This is a genomic window from Streptomyces sp. NBC_01622 (genome assembly GCF_045209635.1).
In the GTDB taxonomy this organism is placed as follows: domain Bacteria; phylum Actinomycetota; class Actinomycetes; order Streptomycetales; family Streptomycetaceae; genus Streptomyces.
The window spans coordinates 5,806,528-5,822,750 of the sequence record NZ_CP109293.1; the positions used below are offsets into that span (position 1 = coordinate 5,806,528).

General features: G+C 68.0%; 17 protein-coding genes and 1 tRNA gene. 9 read left to right on the forward strand and 9 right to left on the reverse strand.

The annotated features are described in order from the left end of the window. The first annotated feature begins 95 nt into the window (after positions 1–95). Entirely contained in the window at positions 96–1,004 is a 909-nt protein-coding gene (locus OH768_RS26635; protein ID WP_406457629.1) for a rhomboid family intramembrane serine protease, read from the forward strand. Positions 1,005–1,286: 282 nt separating this feature from the next. On the opposite strand, the gene crgA is transcribed toward OH768_RS26635, so the two are convergent. Beyond that, positions 1,287–1,541, reverse strand: a complete 255-nt coding sequence (gene crgA, locus OH768_RS26640) for a cell division protein CrgA (protein WP_019073554.1) — start codon at positions 1,539–1,541, stop codon at positions 1,287–1,289. A 142-nt stretch (positions 1,542–1,683) separates the two neighbouring features. Here crgA and OH768_RS26645 point away from each other — a divergent pair, with 142 nt between their 5' ends. Genes OH768_RS26645 through OH768_RS26670 form a run of 6 tightly spaced genes read left to right on the forward strand, consistent with a single transcriptional unit; the run spans position 1,684 to position 5,870 of the window. Beyond that, positions 1,684–2,463, forward strand: a complete 780-nt coding sequence (locus tag OH768_RS26645) for a DUF881 domain-containing protein (RefSeq protein WP_406457631.1) — start codon at positions 1,684–1,686, stop codon at positions 2,461–2,463. A 21-nt stretch (positions 2,464–2,484) separates the two neighbouring features. Then, positions 2,485–3,168, forward strand: coding sequence for a class E sortase (locus OH768_RS26650; RefSeq protein WP_406457633.1), 684 nt, complete (start codon positions 2,485–2,487; stop codon positions 3,166–3,168). A gap of 16 nt (positions 3,169–3,184) precedes the next feature. Beyond that, the gene (locus OH768_RS26655; protein ID WP_406465836.1) at positions 3,185–3,382 is read left to right on the forward strand and encodes a hypothetical protein; all 198 of its coding nucleotides are present in this window, start codon (positions 3,185–3,187) and stop codon (positions 3,380–3,382) included. After that, complete coding sequence (locus tag OH768_RS26660) at positions 3,379–4,017, forward strand: aminodeoxychorismate/anthranilate synthase component II (RefSeq protein WP_406457635.1); 639 nt, start codon at positions 3,379–3,381, stop codon at positions 4,015–4,017. The genes OH768_RS26655 and OH768_RS26660 overlap by 4 nt, the downstream gene beginning before the upstream one ends. After that, on the forward strand, positions 4,014–5,108 hold the full coding sequence (locus tag OH768_RS26665; RefSeq protein ID WP_406457637.1) for a class E sortase: 1,095 nt from the start codon (positions 4,014–4,016) through the stop codon (positions 5,106–5,108). Before OH768_RS26660 ends, OH768_RS26665 begins: the two co-directional genes overlap by 4 nt. Positions 5,109–5,114: 6 nt before the next feature. After that, positions 5,115–5,870: a class E sortase gene (locus OH768_RS26670; protein ID WP_406457639.1), complete on the forward strand. Its 756-nt coding sequence runs from the start codon at positions 5,115–5,117 to the stop codon at positions 5,868–5,870. Between the two features lie 84 nt (positions 5,871–5,954). Here OH768_RS26670 and pknB read toward each other — a convergent pair whose 3' ends face one another. The 6 genes from pknB to OH768_RS26700 form a co-directional block, all read right to left on the reverse strand. Further along, positions 5,955–7,949, reverse strand: coding sequence for a Stk1 family PASTA domain-containing Ser/Thr kinase (pknB, locus tag OH768_RS26675; RefSeq protein ID WP_406457641.1), 1,995 nt, complete (start codon positions 7,947–7,949; stop codon positions 5,955–5,957). Positions 7,950–8,119: 170 nt separating this feature from the next. Next, positions 8,120–9,607 (reverse strand): peptidoglycan D,D-transpeptidase FtsI family protein, encoded by a 1,488-nt coding sequence (locus OH768_RS26680; RefSeq protein WP_406457643.1) that lies wholly within the window; start codon positions 9,605–9,607, stop codon positions 8,120–8,122. Beyond that, positions 9,604–11,040 (reverse strand): FtsW/RodA/SpoVE family cell cycle protein, encoded by a 1,437-nt coding sequence (locus OH768_RS26685; protein ID WP_359610683.1) that lies wholly within the window; start codon positions 11,038–11,040, stop codon positions 9,604–9,606. The genes OH768_RS26680 and OH768_RS26685 overlap by 4 nt, the downstream gene beginning before the upstream one ends. A gap of 27 nt (positions 11,041–11,067) precedes the next feature. After that, complete coding sequence (locus tag OH768_RS26690) at positions 11,068–12,624, reverse strand: Stp1/IreP family PP2C-type Ser/Thr phosphatase (RefSeq protein ID WP_406465453.1); 1,557 nt, start codon at positions 12,622–12,624, stop codon at positions 11,068–11,070. Positions 12,625–12,722: 98 nt separating this feature from the next. Continuing rightward, positions 12,723–13,244, reverse strand: coding sequence for an FHA domain-containing protein (locus OH768_RS26695; RefSeq protein WP_388113175.1), 522 nt, complete (start codon positions 13,242–13,244; stop codon positions 12,723–12,725). Positions 13,245–13,254: 10 nt separating this feature from the next. Next, a complete protein-coding gene (locus OH768_RS26700; protein WP_406457646.1) occupies positions 13,255–14,103 on the reverse strand; it encodes an FhaA domain-containing protein in 849 nt (282 codons plus the stop codon). A 419-nt stretch (positions 14,104–14,522) separates the two neighbouring features. Here OH768_RS26700 and OH768_RS26705 point away from each other — a divergent pair. Then, positions 14,523–14,606: transfer RNA gene (locus OH768_RS26705), tRNA-Leu, on the forward strand. Between the two features lie 112 nt (positions 14,607–14,718). Here OH768_RS26705 and OH768_RS26710 read toward each other — a convergent pair. Further along, the gene (locus OH768_RS26710; protein ID WP_406457648.1) at positions 14,719–14,886 is read right to left on the reverse strand and encodes a hypothetical protein; all 168 of its coding nucleotides are present in this window, start codon (positions 14,884–14,886) and stop codon (positions 14,719–14,721) included. Positions 14,887–15,051: 165 nt separating this feature from the next. Next, on the reverse strand, positions 15,052–15,705 hold the full coding sequence (locus OH768_RS26715) for an FMN-dependent NADH-azoreductase (RefSeq protein WP_406457650.1): 654 nt from the start codon (positions 15,703–15,705) through the stop codon (positions 15,052–15,054). Positions 15,706–15,835: 130 nt separating this feature from the next. Here OH768_RS26715 and OH768_RS26720 point away from each other — a divergent pair, with 130 nt between their 5' ends. After that, positions 15,836–16,198 (forward strand): winged helix-turn-helix transcriptional regulator, encoded by a 363-nt coding sequence (locus OH768_RS26720; protein WP_406457652.1) that lies wholly within the window; start codon positions 15,836–15,838, stop codon positions 16,196–16,198. The last annotated feature ends 25 nt before the right edge of the window (positions 16,199–16,223 follow it).

Below are 16,223 nucleotides of genomic sequence, written 5' to 3' on the forward strand. Positions count from 1 at the left end.
CCGGAACCAGTACCTACCGGCGGGAACCAAACGCCCCGTTCATCCGTAAGGATGGGCGGGGCGGTGCATTGCGTACGAAGGATTGAGGGGACCCCATGGACCAGGCGCCAGGCAGCCCGCAGGGCCCGGAGGAACAGCGGCCCCCGGACGCCCAGAGCCTGCCGGGCTGCTATCGCCACCCGGACCGCGAGACCGGCATCCGCTGCACCCGCTGCGAGCGCCCGATCTGCCCCGAGTGCATGGTCAGCGCCTCGGTCGGTTTCCACTGCCCGGAGTGCGTGCGCGGCGGCTCCGGCACGGGGCATGCCCCGACGGCCGTCCAGCCCCGCACGATCGCCGGTGGCACGGTGGCGGCGGATCCGCGGCTTGTCACCAAAATCCTGGTCGGGATCAACGTGGCGGTGTTCATCGCCGTCCAGGTACGCCCCTCGCTGCTCGACCACCTCGTTCTCGTCGGCGCGTGGCCGCCGGCACCGTACAAGGCCACAATGGGTGTCGCCGACGGCGAGTGGTACCGCTTGGTGACCGCGATGTTCGCGCACCAGGCCGTATGGCACATCGGCTTCAACATGCTGAGCCTGTGGTGGCTCGGCGGCCCCCTGGAGGCCGCGCTCGGCCGCGTCCGGTACCTCGCGCTCTACTTCGTCTCCGGCCTGGCGGGCAGTGCGCTGACGTACCTGCTGGCCTCGCCGTCCGAATCCTCGCTCGGTGCCTCCGGCGCCATCTTCGGCCTCTTCGGCGCGACGGCTGTGCTGATGCGCCGGCTCAGGTACGACATGCGGCCGATCATCGCCCTGCTGGTGATCAACCTCATCTTCACCTTCGGCTGGGGCAACATCGCCTGGCAGGCCCACATCGGCGGCCTGGTCGCCGGTGTGATCACCGGGTACGCGATGGTCCACGCCCCGCGTGAGCGGCGGGCCCTGATCCAGTACGGCACCTGTGCCGTCGTACTCGTGATCGTCGTGGTGTTGACGCTGATCAGGACGGCTCAGCTCAGCTGATATCAAACCGTTGTCCACAGTGCGTGGCGGATCTTGTGCATACCGTGGAGAACAGCTGTGCCCCCTGTCATCGACCAGCGTTTGTGCAGGTCAGGCAGGGGGCGAACAGACTTGCGGTTACCGGTGTGTCAGTCACACCGGCGTCAACACTCAGTGGGTTATCCACAGATCGTCGTTCTTTTTCCCCAGGCCCGCTGTGGATACTTCTCTGGCCTGTGGATAACTCAGTGGAAAGCCGTGGGCAGAGCTGCGTTCACCGGGTGGCGGCCGCAGCTTTCGCCGCTACTTCCACTGCGTGGAGACACCGAACCCGGCGGCGATGAAGCCGAAGCCCACCACGATGTTCCAGTTGTCCAGGCTGTCGATGGGCATGGAGCCGTCGGTGACGTAGAAGACGACGATCCAGGCCAGTCCGATGACGAACATGGCCAGCATGACCGGAGCGACCCAGGCACGGCTGTTCAACTTGATGGCGGTCGCCGTCTTCGCCGGCGGCGGCGTGTAGTCGGCCTTCTTGCGGATACGTGACTTCGGCACGAGGGTCTCTCCTGTCGATGCGCTGCGTGGCCGCGCAGGGAACTGGGGCGGGCTCCGGGGCAGCGTACAAGGGGACACTGAGTGCTCCCCCGGGCGTCCGTTAGCGTAGTGCTTCCGCGGCGCCGAAGGAGATAAGGGTACGTTGAGCAATTCTGCCGACTCCCCCGGGACGGGTACCAGTCCTGCCCGTATCCGCCGTTTCCGTCCCGTACGGATTCTCACGGTGGCCGTCTTCGCCCTCGCGGGGCTCATCTTCTTCACCAGTTTCAACACCGCCAAGGGCACCAACATCCGCACGGACGCCTCCCTGCTGAAGCTGTCCGACCTCATCCAGAACCGCAGCGAGAAGAACGGCCGGCTCAACGACGCCAACGGCGTCCTGCGCGACGAGGTCGACGCGCTCCGCAAGGAGGACGACACCGGCACGGGCGCCGACAACGAGAAGCTGACGAAGCTGGAGCAGAGCGCGGGCGCGCAGAAACTCAAGGGCAAAGCCGTCACGGTCACCCTCAACGACGCCCCGCCCAACGCCACCGCCAAGCTCCCCGGCTATCCCGAGCCGCAGCCCGACTACCTGGTCATCCACCAGCAGGACCTCCAGGCCGTGGTGAACGCCCTCTGGCAGGGCGGCGCCCAGGGCATCAAGGTCATGGACCAGCGGCTGATCGCGACCAGTGCCGTGCGCTGTGTGGGCAACACCCTGATCCTCCAGGGCCGGGTCTACTCACCGCCGTACAAGATCACGGCCGTGGGTGACCCGGAGAAGCTGCAGCAGGCGCTGGCGGCGTCGAAGACGATCCAGAACTACATGGTGTACGTCAACGTCTACGGGCTCGGGTGGAAAGTGACCGATGACGGGACGGTGACTCTTCCCGGGTACTCGGGCACAGTGGATCTGCACTACGCGAAGCCAGTGGAGTAGGCGTCCGTACGGGAGCTGCCGGTGCGCGTGATCGTCAGGAGCGTCAGCGAACTCTGCATCACCGCAGGCACCTTGATCGTCCTCTTCGTGGTCTACGTGCTCTTCTGGACCGGTGTGAAGGCCGACCACACGATGAGCGACCAGATCCACCAGCTGCAGGACCAGTGGTCGCGGCAGACCGCCCGTCCGAAGGCGGCCCCCACACCCACCGCCCCGGCGAAACCGGCCGCGTACAAGGACGGCAGGCCTTTCGCGATCATGTACATCCCGCGCCTTGGTTTCACGTGGAACAAGCCGGTCCTCGAGGACACGGCCGTGGACACCCTCAAGAAGGGGCTGGGGCACTACGCGGGAACCGCCCGACTCGGGCAGGTCGGGAACTTCGCGGTGGCCGGCCACCGGCGGACCTACGGCAACCCCTTCGTCAACTTTCCCGAGCTCCGCAAGGGTGACGCGGTGGTGCTGACGGACGGGACGACCTGGTTCACGTATCGGATCGACAAAGGGCCTTACAAAACAGTGCCCACCGACATTGAGGTGATCGATCCTGTGCCACGTAAGTCCGGGTACACGGCCTCGGGCCGCTATCTCACGCTGACCACGTGCGATCCGGAGTGGGGGCACAGCCACCGGCTGATCGTCTGGGCACACCTGGACTCCACGCAGCCTGTGGAGGCCGGGAAACCAGCCGCGCTGCGCCGTTAGTCTGGTGGCGTACGGCGTGAGTCTGGTGCCGTGGTGCGACGGAAGGGACGGCATGTACGGCTGGATCTGGCGGCATCTGCCGGGCAACGTGTGGGTCAAGGCGCTGATTTCGCTCGTCCTGGCCCTGCTCGTGGTCTACATCCTCTTCCAGTACGTCTTCCCGTGGGCCGAACCGCTGCTGCCCTTCAACGATGTGACGGTGGACAACCAGTGAGTGCACGGATTCTCGTCGTCGACAACTACGACAGCTTCGTCTTCAACCTGGTCCAGTACCTGTACCAGCTGGGCGCCGAGTGCGAGGTGCTGCGCAACGACGAGGTGTCGACCGCGCACGCCCAGGACGGCTTCGAGGGCGTCCTCCTCTCGCCCGGCCCCGGCACCCCCGAGGAGGCCGGCGTCTGCATCGAGATGGTGCGGCACTGCGCCTCGACCGGGGTACCCGTCTTCGGCGTCTGCCTCGGCATGCAGTCGATGCAGGTGGCCTACGGCGGCGTCGTGGACCGCGCCCCCGAACTGCTGCACGGCAAGACCTCGCTCGTCGAGCACGAGGGCAGGGGCGTCTTCGCCGGACTGCCCTCGCCCTTCACCGCGACCCGCTACCACTCCCTGGCGGCCGAGCCGGGCACGGTCCCGGCCGAGCTGGAAGTCACCGCCCGGACGCACGACGGCATCATCATGGGCCTGCGCCACCGCGAACTGCCCGTCGAGGGCGTCCAGTTCCACCCGGAGTCGGTGCTCACCGAGCACGGCCACCGGATGCTGGCCAACTGGCTGGTGGAGTGCGGCGACCAGGGTGCCGTGGCGAGGTCGGCGGGGCTCGCCCCGGTGGTGGGTAGGGCCACGGCGTGACCGCGCTGCGCCCCGAGCGCGAGTCCGAGGCCTCGTACGGGGAGCAGCCGTACGGGGAGCCGGGCGGGTTCGAGGAGTGGTACGACGCGTCGGCCCAGGGCGTCTCCGGGGTGCCGTACGGTCCGGTCGACGAAGAGACCATGGCGCTGCGGGTACCAGAGCCGCCGCCGGTACGGCGCGGCCACGGTCGGTCCCTACCGGCGTCTGACGCCTCATCCGCCTCTTCCGCCACGGGAACCCCCACGGGTGGCCGTGCGGCCCGCAGAAAGGCAGCCAAGGGCCGTCACGGGCGTCATGGGGGCGTCGGGTCGGCGGAGGAAACCGCCGAGGGGGCCGAATCCGGTGCCGTCGGCGCGTCCGGCGGATCCGGCGCGCCCGTCTCGCGGGTCGAGGCGCGGCGGCGGCAACGGGCGAACAAACCGGGTGCCGCGGTCGTCGCGAGCCGCGCGATCGGCGAGGTGTTCATCACCACCGGCGTGCTGATGCTGCTGTTCGTCACCTACCAGTTGTGGTGGACGAACGTGCGGGCACATGCGCAGGCCGGCAGCGAGGCGAGCCAGCTCCAGAACGACTGGGCGAGCGGGAAGCGCGCGCCCGGGGAGTTCGAGCCGGGGCAGGGTTTCGCCATCCTGCACATCCCCAAGCTGGACGTGGTCGCGCCGATCGCCGAGGGCGTCAGCAACAAGAAGGTGCTCGACAAGGGCATGGTCGGGCACTACAGCGAGGGCACCCTCAAGACCGCGATGCCGGACGCCAAGACCGGCAACTTCGCGCTCGCCGCGCACCGGAACACCCACGGCGAACCGTTCCGGTACATCAACCAGCTCAAGCCCGGCGACGAGGTCGTCGTCGAGACCCAGACCACGTACTACGTCTACAAGATGACGAAGACGCTGCCCGTGACGTCGCCGAGCAACACCAGCGTCATCGATCCCATCCCCAAGGGCTCGGGTTTCACCGAACCCGGCCGGTACATCACGCTGACGACCTGTACGCCGGAGTTCACCAGCAAGTACCGACTGATCGTCTGGGGCAAGATGGTCGAGGAACGGCCGCGCAGCAAGGGCAAGCCGGATGCGCTCATCGAGTAGGGGCAGATGAACGTGGCAGCGACCACCGACGACACCGAAGAGCAGACCGACACGCCCGCGTCGCCGCCGGACCGCCCGCGCGGCACCGGCCCGATCGCGACCGCGGTCAGCCTCTTCGGCGAACTCCTCATCACGGCGGGCCTGATCCTCGGCCTGTTCGTCGTCTACTCCCTGTGGTGGACGAACGTCGTCGCCGACCGCACGGCCGACAAACAGGCCGACAGGGTCCGCAACAACTGGTCCAAGGACAAGGACACCGGCCCCGGCGCGCTCGACACCAAGGACGGCATCGGCTTCCTGCACGTGCCCGCCATGAAGAACGGCGAGGTGCTGGTCGAGAAGGGCACCGAGACGAAGGTCCTCAACGACGGCGTCGCCGGCTACTACACCGACCCCGTCAAGGCCGTCCTGCCCGCCACCGGCAAGACCGGCAACTTCACCCTCGCCGCCCACCGCGACGGCCACGGCGCCAAGTTCCACAACATCGACAAGCTCAAGAAGGGCGACCCGATCGTCTTCGAGACGAAGGACAAGTGGTACGTCTACAAGGTCTACGACATCCTTCCCGAGACCTCGAAGTACAACGTCAAGACCCTCGCCCAGATCCCCGTGGAGTCCGGCAGGAAGAAGGCCGGCCACTACATCACGCTGACGACCTGCACGCCGGTGTACACCTCCCGGTACCGGTACGTGGTGTGGGGCGAGCTGGTCCGCGTCGACAAGGTGGACAGCGCGCGGACCCCGCCCAAGGAACTGCGGTAGGACCCGGCAACACACTCGGCAGCCCAAGAGCCCCGGCACCCTCTCAGGGTGCCGGGGCTCTTGCGTGTGCTTCGGGGTACTGCGCTATCCGTTCGACCCGCCGAAGAGGCCCCCGTTGTTGTTCCCCCCGTTGTTGTTGCCGTTTCCGACACTCAGGGTGGTGAGGGTGATCGTCGTGTTGCTCGGGTCGACCGTGTTGCCCGCGCCCGGGTCGATCCGGGTCACGAGCGCGTTGTCGCTCTGGTCGCTGCCGTCGGCGAACTGGATGTTGGTGAAGCCCTGCTGCTGAAGCGTCTGCTTGGCGTTCTTCACCGTCTGGCCGACCACGCTCGGCACCTGGACCTGCGTCGACTTGCCGATCTGGATGTTGACCGTGGAGTTCTTGTCGACCTGGGTGTTGGCCTGCGGATCGGTCGAGACGACCTTGCCGACCAGGTTGGGGTCGCTGGTGTCGACCTCGGTGCAGTTGCCTACGAGGTTGTTCGCGGTCATCTGCGCCTTGGCGTCGTCACAGCTCTTGCCGCTGACGTCCGGGACCGTGGACTTCGCCTGGGCCTTGGCGACGGTGAGGGTGATGGTGGTGCCCTTCTCCACCTCCGCGCCGAGCTTCGGGTTCTGGTCCAGGACGGTGCCCGGGTCCTCCGCAGACACCTTCTGCACCGTCTTCACGATGAACTTGTACTTGTCGCCCTCGAGCGTCGTGGTGGCGTCGTCGACATTCTGGCCGAGGACGCTCGGTACGACCACCTTCGGGGCGCCGGTCGAGACGACCAGGTTGACGGTGTCGCCCTTGTTGACGTCGACGCCCGCCTTCGGGTCCTGCGAGCAGACGCTGCCCTTCGGCGCGTTCGCGCAGGCCTTGCGGGTGGGCTCGCCCAGTTTCAGGCCGGAGTTGACGGCCATGGTCTTGGCGGTGTCGTAGGTCTGGCCGACGAAGTTCGGAGCCGCGAACGGTTTGTCCGCGCCTCCGTTCCCGCTGAACGCCCACTTCCCGATCAGGATCGCGCCCACCAGCACCAGGACGGCCGCCACGACCAGCAGGATCGTCGAGGTGTTCGTCTTCTTCTTCTGCTGGCGGCGCCGGTCGGGGCGGTCGTCGTAGCCGAAGCCGCCGTCGTCCGGGTTCATGGGGGGCAGCATCGTGGTGGCGCCGGGGTCGGCGCGCAGGGCCGTGGTGGCCTGGTCGTCGCCGTAGCCGCCGTAGCCGACCGAACCCATCGCCGCCGTCGCCGCGACCGGCTGGCCGTCGAGGCAGGCCTCGATGTCCATGCGCATCTCGTCGGCCGACTGGTAGCGGTAGTTGGGGTCCTTGACCAGGGCCCGCAGGACGATCGCGTCCATCTCGGGCGTGATCTCGGGGTCGAAGACCGACGGCGGCTGCGGCTCCTCGCGTACGTGCTGGTACGCGACCGCGACCGGGGAGTCGCCCACGAACGGCGGCCGTACGGTCAGCAGTTCGTAGAGGAGACAGCCCGTCGAATAGAGGTCCGAGCGGGCGTCGACCTGCTCGCCCTTCGCCTGCTCCGGGGAGAGGTACTGGGCGGTGCCGATGACCGCGGACGTCTGCGTCATCGTCATGCCGGAGTCGCCCATCGCGCGGGCGATGCCGAAGTCCATCACCTTGACCTGGCCGGTGCGCGTCAGCATGACGTTGGCCGGCTTGATGTCGCGGTGCACGATGCCGTTGCGGTGCGAGTACTCCAGGGCCTGGAGGATGCCGATGGTCATCTCCATGGAGCGCTCCGGCAGCAGCTTGCGGCCACTGTGGAGGAGCTCACGGAGGGTGGAACCGTCGACGTACTCCATGACGATGTACGGGATCGAGACCCCGTCGACGTAGTCCTCGCCCGTGTCGTAGACCGCGACGATCGCGGGATGGTTGAGCGAGGCGGCCGACTGGGCCTCCCGGCGGAACCGGGCCTGGAAGGAAGGGTCGCGCGCAAGGTCGACGCGCAGCGTCTTCACCGCCACCGTGCGGCCGAGGCGTGTGTCATGGGCGAGGTAGACCTCCGCCATGCCACCACGGCCGAGCACCTGGCCCAGCTCGTACCGGCCGCCGAGGCGACGCGGCTCTTCCATAGTTCCCTACCAGCCCTCTCCGTCGGTCCCGACCCGCACGGATGTGCGGTCGGAGGCTAGCCGTCCGGGCCTACCGTACCCGGCTGGCTCTGTGTGACCTGGCCAAGCCCGTCACCCGATACAGGACCGGTATCGCAACGTGCACCGATGTGAAGGGGACGTGAGCGGGGTCACTTCTTACTGTTGATGACCGCCTCCATCACGCTCTTCGCGATGGGGGCCGCGAGGCCACCGCCGGAGATGTCGTCACGGTTGGCGCTGGAGTCCTCGATGACCACGGCCACGGCCACCGGCGAGCTGCCGTCGGGGAGCTTGGCGTAGGAGAGGAACCAGGCGTACGGGTTCTCGCTGTTGGCGACGCCGTGCTGGGCGGTGCCGGTCTTGCCGCCGACGGTGACGCCGCTGATCTGCGCCTTCTGGCCGGTGCCGTCCTTGACGACGGTCTCCATCATCGACTGCAGGATCTGCGCGTTCTTCGACGAGAGCGGCTGGCTCATCTGTTGCGGCTCGGTCTGCGCGATGGTGTCGACGTTCGAGGACTGGAGCTTGTCGACCATGTACGGCTTCATCAGCTTGCCGTCGTTGGCGACCGCGGAGGCGACCATGGCCATCTGCAGCGGGGTCGCGGCGGTGTTGAACTGGCCGATCGAGGACAGCGCGGTCTGCGAGGAGTTCATGTTGTCGGAGAAGACCGAGGCGCTGGAGCGGACCGGGGTGAACTGCTCGGCGTCGAAGCCGAACTTCTTCGCCTCGGCCAGCATCTTGGCGTTGCCGAGGTCCGAGCCGATCTTGCCGAAGACGGTGTTGCAGGAGTACTGCAGCGCGACGCGCATGGTCGCGTTCTTGCAGGGGATGCTGCCCTCGTTCTTCAGCTCGGTCGTGGTGCCCTTCATGATGTAGGGCAGCGGCGAGTCGGTCGCCGTGTCGGCGGACGAGTACAGGTTGTTCTCCAGGGCGGCGGCCGCGGTGACCACCTTGAAGGTGGAGCCCGGCGGGTAGGTCTCGCGCAGCGCCCGGTTGAGCATCGGGTCGTTCGGGTCGTACTTCTTCTGCAGCTTCTGCCAGGCCTTGGAGTCCGTGGACGTGGAGTTCCCGGCGAACGACGACGGGTCGTACGACGGGTAGGACGCGAGTGCCAGGATCTTGCCGGTGGACGGGTCGAGGGCGACGACCGCGCCCTTGCCGCCCTGCTTCGTCAGTCCGCTCCACGCGGCCTTCTGCGCTGCCTCGTTCAGGGTGGTCACGACGTCGCCGCCGGACTTGTCCTTGCCCGTGATCATGTCGAGGGTGTTGCGGAAGAAGAGCCGGTCGTCGGTGCCGGAGAGGATGCCGTCCTCGATGGACTCCAGCTGGTTGGCGCCGAAGGCCTGCGAGGCGTATCCCGTGACCGGCGCCCACATGGCGCCGTTCTTGTAGGTGCGCTTGTACTTGAGGTCGTTCAGCCCGGAGGTGCTGGTCTCGGTGGAACCGGTGATCGGGTTGCCGTCCACGATGATGTCGCCGCGCGGGGTGGAGTAGCGCGCGATGGTGACCCGGCGGTTCTTCGGGTCGTCCTTGAGGCCGTCGGCCTTGACGTACTGGAGCCAGTTGTCGCGCAACAGCAGCGTGAGGACCAGCAGACCGCAGAAGAGCGCGATCCGGCGCAGGGGCTTGTTCATGACGGGCGGACCACCTGGGTCATCTCGGCGTCGGGACTGGGGGCGGGCGCGGGGGCCGGCCGGCGGGCGGTGTCGCTGATACGGATCAGGATGCCGATCAGCGCCCAGTTGGCGATGACGGAGGAACCGCCGTACGCGACGAACGGCATCGTCATACCGGTCAGCGGGATGAGACCCATCACACCGCCGGCGACGACGAAGACCTGGAGGGCCATGGCGCCGGAGAGGCCCACGGCGAGGAGCTTGCCGAAGGGGTCGCGGGCGGCGAGGGCGGTGCGGACGCCGCGCTCCACGATCAGGCCGTAGATGAGCAGGACCGCCATGATGCCGGCGAGGCCCAGCTCCTCGCCGAAGGTGGCGAGGATGAAGTCGGAGTTGGCGGCGAACCGGATGAGGTCGGAGTGGCCCTGGCCGAGACCGGTGCCGAGGGTGCCGCCGGAGCCGAAGGCCCACAGGGCCTCCATCGACTGCGCCGAGTGGCCGGGGACGGTCTTGCTGAGCGTGTACTCCTTCATCGGGTTCAGCCAGGCCTGCACACGCTGCTGGACGTGCGGTTCGAAGCTGGCCACGCCGACCGCGCCGGCCGCGGACATCAGCAGACCGAAGACGATCCAGCTGGTCCGCTCGGTGGCGACGTACAGCATGATGATGAACATTCCGAAGAACAGCAGCGAGGTGCCCAGGTCGGTCTCGAAGACCAGGATCAGGATCGAGATGAACCAGACGACCAGGATCGGGCCGAGGTCGCGCCCGCGCGGCAGGTACAGGCCCATGAAGCGGCGGCTGGCCAGCGCGAGCGCGTCGCGCTTCACCATCAGGTAGCCGGCGAAGAAGATCGCCAGCACGATCTTCGCGAACTCCCCGGGCTGGATGGAGAATCCGCCGACCGAGATCCAGATCTTCGCGCCGTAGATGTTGGCGCCGAGGCCCGGCACGAGCGGCAGCAGCAGCAGGACCAGCGCGCCGACCATGGAGATGTAGGTGTAGCGCTGCAGCGCGCGGTGGTCCTTGAGGAAGATCAGGACGACGGCGAACAGTCCGATGCCCATCGCGGTGTACAGCAGCTGCCGGGGCGCCGCGTTGCCCGCCTGGTTGATCGACTGCAGCAGCTTCGACTGGTCGAGCCGCCAGATGACGACCAGTCCGAGGCCGTTGAGCAGGGTGGCCAGGGGCAGCAGCAACGGGTCCGCGTACGGGGCGAACTTCCGTACGACGAAATGGGCTACGCCGGCCAGCAGGCCGAGGCCCAGTCCGTAGCTCAGCAGGCCGGACGGCACCTTGTCGTTGATGGCCAGGCCCACGTTGGCGTAGGCGAAGACCGGGATGACGACCGCGAACAGCAGCAGCGCCAACTCGGTGTTGCGTCTGCTCGGTGCGCCGATGGCGCCGATCGTGGACGTGTGGTGCGTCGGCGAATTGGTTGAACTGCTCATCGTGTGACGGGGCCTCTCACGGCTTGCCTATTGCTTGCTGCACTGCGAGACGACCTGCTGCTCTTCCTCCGAAAGGCTGGGACCGGGGCTGGGAGTTGCAGACTTGGTCGGGGACGGGGACGTCGAGGCCGAAGGTGACGGCGTGGCCTTGGACGTGAGGGAGGTGCTGGTGGTTCCCGTGGTGCCGCCGGCCTGGCCCTGACCCGTCTTGGAGGTGCTCGTGCCGGCGGCGGCCTCGCGCTCGGACTGCTTCTTGCACGCGGAGGCCTGCACCGCCAGGTCGTCGATCTTCTTCTGGGCGTCCTGGAGACCACCCTCGGCGATCGTCGCCTTGACCTGCTTCTGCTGGTAGGCCGGCAGGTACTTGAGTTCGATGTCGGGGTGGTCCTTCTCCACCTTCGACAGCGAGACCCAGGCGAGGTCCTGGCTGATGCCCCGGTACAGCGCGACGTGCTCGCCGTTGGCGCCGACGAAGTACTGCGTCTGCGTCCAGCGCCAGCCGCCGTACAGACCGCCGCCGATGACGGCCAGCGTGAGCACGGTGTAGAAGGATCTCTTCAGCCACTTGCGGCCCTTGGAGGGCTTCACGAAGTCGTCGTCGGTGTAGTCCCCGAAACTGCCCGAGGGGACGTAACCGGTGGTGTCGCCGGAGCCGGGCGGGCCGAACTCGCCGCCCCCGCCGCCCTGTCCGGGCACCTGGCGGCCGAGCCCGGAGGCGCGGCCCGCCGGAGTCTGCATGATGCCGTTGTCGTGGTGGTGGAGCTGGTTCTCGGCGACCGCGCCGACGATGACCGGGGTGTCCGACAGCTGCGCGGCGAGGGTGTCACCGGTGTCGAGGTCGAGGACGTCGGCGATGATCACCGTGATGTTGTCGGGGCCGCCGCCGCGCAGGGCGAGCTGGATCAGCTCCTGCACGGTCTCCTGCGGGCCCTGGTAGCTGGCGAGGGTGTCCTCCATCGTCTGGTGGGAGACGACTCCGGACAGCCCGTCGGAACAGATCAAGTACCGGTCGCCGGCGCGGACTTCACGGATCGACAGGTCCGGCTCGACGTGGTCGCCACTGCCGAGCGCGCGCATGAGGAGGGCGCGCTGCGGGTGGGTGGTGGCCTCTTCCTCGGTGATCCGGCCCTCGTCGACCAGCCGCTGCACCCAGGTGTGGTCCTGGGTGATCTGGGTCAGCACCCCGTCGCGCAGCAGGTAGGCGCGGGAGTCGCCGACATGGACCAGGCCGAGCCGCTGCCCGGTCCACAGCAGGGCGGTGAGGGTGGTCCCCATGCCCTCCAGCTGGGGGTCCTCCTCGACCATCATCCGCAGCTGGTCGTTGGCCCGCTGCACGGCGGTGCCGAGCGAGGTGAGGATGTCGGAGCCGGGCACGTCGTCGTCGAGCGAGACGATGGTGGAGATCACCTCGGAGGAGGCGACCTCACCGGCGGCCTGGCCGCCCATGCCGTCGGCGATCGCGAGGAGGCGTGGACCGGCGTAGCCCGAGTCCTCGTTGCCCTCGCGGATCATGCCTTTGTGCGATCCGGCGGCGAAGCGCAGTGACAGACTCATGCGCACCTCGCCCGTCGGCTCCGGGTACATCCGCACGGTGCCCACCCTCCGGTCGGGAGCGCGCCGGGGTCCGCCAGACGGTCCGCCGGTGCGTGCTCGCTCCGCTCGCGCTCATTCATGACGTGGCACTACTTCCGCAGCTCGATGACGGTCTTGCCGATGCGGATCGGCGCGCCCAGCGGAATCGGTGTGGGGGTCGTCAGCCGGGACCGGTCCAGGTACGTGCCGTTGGTCGATCCGAGGTCCTCGACGATCCACTGGCCGTCGCGGTCCGGGTAGATCCTGGCATGCCGGCTGGAGGCGTAGTCGTCGTCCAGCACGATCGTCGAATCGTGCGCCCGGCCCAGGGTGATGGTCTGGCCCTGGAGCGCGACGGTGGTGCCGGTGAGGATGCCCTCGCTGACGACCAGTTTGGTGGGGGCGTTACGGCCCCGCCGGCCGCCCCCGCTCGGCTGCTGCTGGCGCTGCTGCGGAGGCGCCGCCTGCCGGGCGGCCTGCTGCTGCGGCCGTCCCGCGTCCCGTCGCGAGCCGCGCTGTGTGACACGCGTTCCGAACAGGTCGCTGCGGATGACCTGCACGGCCACGATCACGAACAGCCACAGTACGGCCAGGAAACCCAGCCGCATGACCGTGAGGGTCAGCTCTGACATTGCCCCCGCTTCACCCTTCGGCTTGCCGGTAAATGATGGTGGTGCTGCCCACGACGATCCGCGAGCCGTCGCGGAGCGTAGCGCGGGTGGTGTGCTGCCCGTCCACCACGATGCCGTTGGTGGACCCGAGATCCTGGATCGTCGAGGGCGTTCCGGTCCGGATCTCACAGTGCCGACGGGATACGCCGGGGTCGTCGATCCGCACGTCGGCTTCGGTGCTGCGGCCCATCACCAACGTCGCGCGGGAGATCTGATGGCGGGCGCCGTTGATCTCCACCCAGTACCGCATCCGCACGCCGGGCGCCGGGGCGGCGGGCGCGGGCTGGAGGTACGGCGCCGAGCCGCGGCCACCGGGCGGCGGTGCGGCCGGCATGGGCGGCGGGGCGTTCGCGGGGGCGGCGGCGGGCGGATAGCCGTAGCCGCCGGGCCGGCCCGCTGCCGGGGGTGCCGCCGGAGCGGCGGTCCCGGGTGCCTGCTGGTTGGTGGAGGAGGCGAGCGTACGACTGCGCACCCGGTACAGACCGGTGTCGAGGTCCTCCGCCTTCTCCAGGTGGACCTTGATGGGTCCCATGAAGGTGTAGCGCTGCTGCTTGGCGTAGTCGCGCACCATGCCGGCGAGTTCGTCGCCGAGCTGGCCGGAGTAGGGGCTGAGCCGCTCGAAGTCCGGCGTGCTCAGCTCCACGATGAAGTCATTGGGTACGACGGTCCGGTCGCGGTTCCAGATCGTCGCGTTGTTGTCGCACTCGCGCTGGAGCGCGCCGGCGATCTCGACGGGCTGGACCTCGGACTTGAACACCTTGGCGAAGGTGCCGTTGACCAGACCTTCGAGGCGTTGCTCGAACTTCTTCAGGACTCCCATGGGGCACCTCCTCCGTCGTTGCCGCACTGGTTGCCGTGCCGGCTGCCTTGGTACTGCTTACTGATCGTATCCACGCGCCGGTAAATCGGCTGGTTCCCCCTTGTCGGCCCGTCGAACTCGTTCTGCACTACTCCTGCCCAGGATCGTAGAGGGGGCCGCAGACAAGTGTCCCGCACCTGACTGTGGACCTTGTCCCCCTCCTGGGGAGATGGCCGCTACCGGTACGAGGTTGATACGTGAACCGGCCCACGTTGATACGTAGCGGGAGGTGCGAGGCGTTCGGAGGGGGCGCCGGTGGTCCCCGGGGCAGGTCACGGGGTGCGGATAAGGGATGTGAATCCACCCCGGGCACCGTGCTAATCTTCTGCATGTCGGAAGGCGCCAGCCCCCTGGGGGAACAGCCCGAAGGCACACCCAATGCGCGGGTGGCGGAATAGGCAGACGCGCTGGATTCAGGTTCCAGTGCCCGAAAGGGCGTGGGGGTTCAACTCCCCCCTCGCGCACAGCGAAGAACCGACGAAACGGGTCTTCACCACTGACGGAAGTCAGGGTGAGGGCCCGTTTCTCGTTGCGGTGACGGTGCTGCGGCCGGCTCGGCTTCGGCGGTGAGGTATCTCACGGTCGGGGGACCCGCTCGTCCTGGGTGATCGCGACGCCGCAGCCCCCTTCGAAGAGGGCCTGGACCATGTGCTGTGGGAACAGGACGGCCGTACGGTCGAGATCGTGTTCCTGGTGGCCGTCACGGGGCGGGGGCTCCACGACGGCCGGCGGCTGCCCGGGCACGGCATCACGGTGTCGGCCGAATTCGACCACCTCACCAAGAACACGAGGGTGTACCGGTACCCGGACCTCGACGCACGCACTGCGTGCCGGATCCGATGACGCTCATCGGGCTCGCCCCGACCTGTGGAGGGCTCGGGGCCCGATGGCCTCACCCCGGCGTGGACGTCACGCGGCGAGCCGTTCCGCCAGTTCCTTGGCCTTGGTCGCCGCGTCGTCGAGGGCGCGCTCGCGGGACGCCTCGTAGAGGGGGACCAGGTCGGACATCGCCGGGTTCTGCGGGGCCATGGTGAGCTCCGGGACGATGAACTCCAGTTCCGTGCCGAGGGCGTCGACGAAGACCGCGCGGAGATACGTCTGCACGTACTCGAAGCCCTCGCGCGGGGTACCGGGGCCATATGCACCGCCGCGGCTGGCGATCACGGTGACCGGAGTGCCCTTGATCTTCGAGTCCTCGGTGCCGGCGGTGCGGCCCATGAGGATCACGTTGTCCAGCCAGGCCTTCAGGGTCGAGGGGATGGCGAAGTTGTACATCGGGGCGCCGATCAGCACCGCGTCCGCCTGCTCCAGCTCCTCTATGAGCTGCACGCGCTCGGCGAAGGCCTTCGCCTGCTCGGGGGTGTGCGTGGCCGGGTCGGCGAAGCCGGCGGTGTGGGCGTCGGCGGTGATGTGCGGGACGGGGTTCGCGGCGAGGTCGCGGTGGAGAACCGTGCCCTCCGGGTGCTGTTCCTCCCAGGACGTGCGGAAGGCGTCGGCGACGGCGCGGGAGGCGGAGGCGCCGGCGGGGAACACGGAGGAGTCGATGTGCAGAAGCGTGGCCATGGGGGTCTCCAGGGGGCTGGGCTCGCCGAGCAATCGTTTTGCTCAGCAGCTGAAGTTTCGTACTCGACTATGAATAACATAGGTACTTACTTTTTTTCACCTCCATTCCGGAGGGCAGTACCCTGAGGCCATGACGGTCGAGCAGGAACACGGCACGGACCTGTGCAAGCAGGTCGACAAGGGCATCACCCGTGTCTTCCAGCTGTTCGGAAAGCGCTGGACCGGGCCGATCGTGGCCGTCCTGATGGCACAGCCCATGCACTTCTCCGACCTGCGCCGGGCCATCCCGGGCATCAGCGAGCGCATGCTCTCCGACCGGCTCACCGAACTCGGCTCCGCCGGCCTGCTCGTCCGCGAGGTCGACGAGGGCCCGCCGCTGCGCGTCTCGTACCGGCTGACAGCGGCCGGAAAGGCCCTGGACCCGGCGCTCCGGGAACTCGGCGAGTGGGCCAAGGTGCATCTGCCCGAGGGGTGGGAGTCGGGCAACTGCTGAGGCCCGGCTTAGGGCGGTTGCCGAG